Origin of the sequence: Allobosea sp. (genome assembly GCF_030694325.1) — a bacterium.
Classification (GTDB): domain Bacteria; phylum Pseudomonadota; class Alphaproteobacteria; order Rhizobiales; family Beijerinckiaceae; genus Allobosea.
Genome location: NZ_JAUXYO010000241.1, coordinates 1 through 3,381 on the forward strand (window position 1 = coordinate 1; position 3,381 = coordinate 3,381).

Sequence of the window (3,381 nt, forward strand, 5' to 3'; positions counted from 1 at the left end):
GCCGGCGGGGCGCCGGACCGGGTGCGGCTCGCCTGTCAGATCCGGCCGCGCGACGATCTCCAGGTGCAGATTCTGCTCGCCTCGCGCCTGAACCCGAACACGCCCGGCCAGATCGAGACCGACGGCAATATCGGCAAGCGCGGCCTGACCGTCGTCGTCGCCGATCTGCGCGCCTTTTCCGCCCTGTCGGCGCGGCAACTGCCGCAGGAGCTGATCGGGCTCCTCAACCGCTTCTTCGACGAGATGGCGCAGGCGATCACCGCCCATGGCGGCCGCATCGATGCCTTTTACGGCGACGGATTCATGGCCGTGTTCGGGCTCGAGGGCACGCCGGCGCGCAGTGCCCAGACGGCGATCGCGGCCGCGGCCGACATCGTCCGCGCGGTCGAGGCGCTGAACCGCGAATTCGGCGCGGCGCTGCCGCTGCCGCTGCGCATCGGCATCGGCATCCATAGCGGGCAGGCGATCACCGGCGCGGTCGAGAACGACAGCCTGGGGCGGCGCGAGATCACCGTCGGCGAGACCGTGGCGGTGGCGGCGCAGCTCGAACTCGCGACGCGCCGGGTGCTGGCCGACATTCTGGTTTCCGAGGATACGATCCGCGCCAGCGGCCGCAGCTATCGCGGCACGACATCGCTGAAGATCACGATCCGAGGGCGCGAGAAGCCGCTCGGCGCGGTCGGCTTCGCCAGCGCCCCCGAACTCGCGGAGGAGGGGGACGGTCGCCCGGCGCCCGCCGACATGGCAGCGGCGCCCGCGGTGACCCCGGAGCCGGTCGATGCGCCGGCCGCGGCCGGAGGCCTCGCCGTGCTGGAGGCTGCCGTCACCGCGCCGGCGCAGCCTGATCCACCCGCCGCGGAGGCGAGCGGCGAAGGCGCGGCGCCGATTGCGCGCAAGCCGCGTCGGAAGGCGCCATCGAAGAAGGCCGCGCCCGCGGACGACACCGGAGTCTGATGGCGGGGCCGCCGGCGGTTCAGGCGGTGCCGTAGACGAGGAAGCGCCGGCGGTCGAAGCCGGCGGCACGCAAGGCTTCGTCGTGGATCGTCAGCGAGAGGTCGATGACGGGCGCATCCGTGCGGGTCGCCGTCAGTGCGCCGATCTGCCCCTGCGCGCGCTCCAGCTCCAGCGCGTAGTCGATCACCAGAACCGTGGCGCCCGCCGCCAGAGCGAGGAGTTCGGGCGACACCGCACCCCGACGGCCGAAGGGCTTGAGCGAGAGGCCGAGCAGGACCAGCGCATAAGGCCCCGGCGGCGCGAGCGCGACCTCTTGCAGCTTGGCGGCGACGTGGCGAAGGTGGCAGGGCGCGCCGTTCAGGCTGTCCGCCTCATGGACCGGAATCTTCGGGTCGATCACCGTCACGCTGTCGGGCGTATGGGTGAGGAAGCCGGTGATCGGCAGGCCGGCGCCGCCGATCTCGACGATATGAGGGCAGTGGCGCACCGCATGGGCCGCCAGCACCTGCCGCAGCGCTGCCGCGGGGCCGGCGAGATGGGGCAGTCTCGTCCCGGCGAGGGCGTCCGGGTCCGGGCCGGCTTCGCTGGCCTTTGGGCCCGCGCTTGCATATGGTCCCGCCACCTTCGATCCCCGTTCTTGAAACGACATGACGTCCGACGCGCCGCCCGACGCCTTCTATGACATTCTGCGCGGCGTCGCAGCCCTGACCGGCAACCGCGTCGTGGGCGATCTCGCCCGGCTCGTCGCGGACGGAATGCCGCCCGATCTCTGGATCGCCTTCAACCACAAGCAGATCGGCTCGAAGCGCTGGCTGGTCGATGCGCTGGCGGAGGTTCTGCCACGGCCCGACGGCCCGGTCTGGGTGCTCGGGGCCTGGTATGGCGTGCTCGGCGCGCTGCTGCTCGACGATGACAGGCTGGCTATTCCCGCGGTCGTCAGCGTTGATCTCGATCCGTCGTGCGCCGATGTCGCCGAGCGGCTCAACCGCCGCTATCTCGCCGAGGGGCGCTTCCGAAGCCTGACGGCCGATATGATGGCGCTGGACTTCGCCGCTCAGGAGCCCAAGCCCGGCCTCGTGATCAACACGAGTTGCGAGCACCTGGCCGATGTCCCGGGCTGGCTTGCCACACTGCCGCGGGGGCTGCCCCTGCTGCTGCAGTCGAACGATTATGTCCGCGAGCCCGATCATCGCAGCTGCGTGCCCTCGCTGGAGGCGTTCCAGGCGCAGGCGAACCTCTCGGAGACGCTCTTCGCCGGCTCATTGCCGACGAAGAACTATACCCGCTTCATGCTGATCGGCCGGCGATGAAGGAGCCCTGTATCGCGATCGCGATGAAGGGTTATCCGCGCCTGTCGGAGACCTTCATCGCGCAGGAACTGCTCGGCCTGCAGCAGCGCGGCCTGCCCTTCGCGATCTGGTCGCTGCGGCGCCCGACCGATGCGGCGCGCCACTTGATGCACGACCAGATCAGCGTGCCGGTGCGCTATCTGCCGGAATATCTGCATGAGGAGCCGGGGCGGGTGCTGCACGGCCTGTTGGGCGCGCTGATCAGGCCCGGCCTGCTGCGACTGCTGCCGGTTGTCCTGCGCGACCTCGCCCGCGACCGCAGCCGCAACCGCCTGCGCCGCTTCGGCCAGGCCTGCGTGATGGCCCGCGAGCTGCCGGCGGCGACGACGCATCTGCATGTCCACTATCTGCACACGCCGGCCTCGGTGATCCGCTACGCCGCCCTACTGCGCGGCATCGGCTGGTCGTTCTCGGCCCATGCCAAGGACATCTGGACAACGCCGGACTGGGAGAAGCGCGAGAAGATCGCGGACGCCGCCTGGGGCGTGACCTGCACGCAGGACGGACACCGCGAACTGCAGCGCCTGGCCGACCGCCCCGACAAGGTTGCGCTGGTCTATCACGGGCTCGATCTCTGCCGCTTTCCGGCGCCGCCGCCGCGCCCGCTGCGCGACGGGAGCGACCCGGCGGACCCGGTTTGCATCGTCACGATTGGCCGGGCGGTCGAGAAGAAGGGTTTTGACGATCTGCTGGCCGCGCTGGCGCGGCTTCCGGCCGGGCTGCATTGGCGCCTCAGCCATATCGGCGGCGGCGAGAGGCTGAAGGCGCTGCAGGCGCAGGCCGTGGCACTGGGGCTCGCGGAGCGCGTGACCTGGGCCGGGCCGAAGGCGCAGGGCGATGTCATCGCCGCGCTGCGCGAGGCGGATCTCTTCGTGCTGCCCTCGCGCCAGGCCGGTGACGGCGACCGCGACGGGCTGCCGAACGTGGTGATGGAGGCAGCGAGCCAGGCCCTGCCGATCGTCGCCACCGATTTCGCCGGAATTCCGGAGTTCGTGCGCGATGGCGTCGAGGGGTTGCTGGTGCCGCCCGGCGACGTCGCGGCGTTGGCCGGGGCGCTGGCCGCGCTCGCCAAGGCGCC

Annotated in this window: 4 protein-coding genes; 3 read left to right on the forward strand and 1 reads right to left on the reverse strand. The window is 71.3% G+C overall.

What is annotated here, in order from left to right:
- Positions 1 to 954, forward strand: a 954-nt coding sequence (locus Q8M82_RS15945; RefSeq protein ID WP_305692310.1) for an adenylate/guanylate cyclase domain-containing protein, incomplete at its 5' end; no start/stop codon positions are given.
- 19 nt (positions 955 to 973) lie between these two features.
- Here Q8M82_RS15945 and Q8M82_RS15950 read toward each other — a convergent pair.
- A complete protein-coding gene (locus Q8M82_RS15950; RefSeq protein ID WP_305692311.1) occupies positions 974 to 1,576 on the reverse strand; it encodes a hypothetical protein in 603 nt (200 codons plus the stop codon).
- Positions 1,577 to 1,601: 25 nt separating this feature from the next.
- Here Q8M82_RS15950 and Q8M82_RS15955 point away from each other — a divergent pair, with 25 nt between their 5' ends.
- Both Q8M82_RS15955 and Q8M82_RS15960 read left to right on the forward strand, forming a co-directional pair.
- Positions 1,602 to 2,264, forward strand: coding sequence for a class I SAM-dependent methyltransferase (locus tag Q8M82_RS15955; protein ID WP_305692312.1), 663 nt, complete (start codon positions 1,602 to 1,604; stop codon positions 2,262 to 2,264).
- On the forward strand, positions 2,261 to 3,381 hold a 1,121-nt coding region (locus Q8M82_RS15960), incomplete at its 3' end, for a glycosyltransferase (RefSeq protein ID WP_305692313.1). The genes Q8M82_RS15955 and Q8M82_RS15960, both read left to right, overlap by 4 nt.

Coding starts and splice junctions, on each gene's coding strand:
- Q8M82_RS15955 (WP_305692312.1), top strand. CDS start 1,602: ATGACGTCCGACGCGCCGCCCGACGCCTTCTATGACATTCTGCGCGGC.